General features: G+C 64.4%; 1 pseudogene. It reads right to left on the bottom strand.

Annotation, left to right across the window (positions count from 1 at the left end):
- Positions 1–609: pseudogene (locus G3I78_RS46550) on the bottom strand (hypothetical protein); the annotation flags it as partial.
- Positions 610–721: the final 112 nt, after the last annotated feature.

Genomic DNA, 721 nt, shown 5'->3' with positions numbered 1-721 from the left:
CGACATGCGCTTGAGGTCGCGAAGATAGAACCAGCCGTCGCGGATGTTGTAGCCGTGGATAAACGGAACTCCGTCGTCGACGAAGTAGCTCGAGGGGTTGACGACGACGCCGACTGCGGACGTTCTGAGCAACCTGCTCAATCGAATGCGCCCGGTGATGCGGGAGAACGCTCCTGCCGCTCGGCTTGCCTCCGATTCGGCGACAAGAACCTGCTGCCTGTGACGGGAAGCGATCGCGGCGTCGATACGCAAGACCTGGGCGTCGAGGAAGTCCGCGATCCGCTGCTGATCACTGAACGGAATGTCGGGGATCGGTGTGGAGTTGATGGCGTCGTAGGTCAGCCCCATACGGGTCATGCCGGTTGCGCTCGTCGCGAGATGGTGGCGCGCCGCCCCTGCGCGCACCGCCCATGTCAGGTACTTGGCGTGCACATCGGGGCCCGGCCGGAGGATGGCTAGGTGATAGCCGCAGACGAGGTCGTCGACCGTCTCGGCGACGTGGGTCGAGACACCGATGTCTGAGGCGGTCTCCGAATCCTTGGTCATGACGGTGTCGCCGACCTCAAGGGCGAAGGATCTGACCTGCTCGCGGGTGGCGGTCGCCCTCATGAAGTCGAGCCCGCGGTGGCTGGTCGGCTGGTAGGAGACGTCGGGGTAGTTGCAGAGTCTGACGGCGGGTTCGGTCTCTGCCGAGTGCTTGTTCCCATTGCTCGCCCGTACG

Origin of the sequence: Streptomyces sp. SID13726, assembly GCF_010548375.1 — a bacterium.
In the GTDB taxonomy this organism is placed as follows: domain Bacteria; phylum Actinomycetota; class Actinomycetes; order Streptomycetales; family Streptomycetaceae; genus Streptomyces.
Note: the sequence above shows the minus strand (reverse complement) of the source record. Positions and strands in the feature narration are given on the sequence as shown.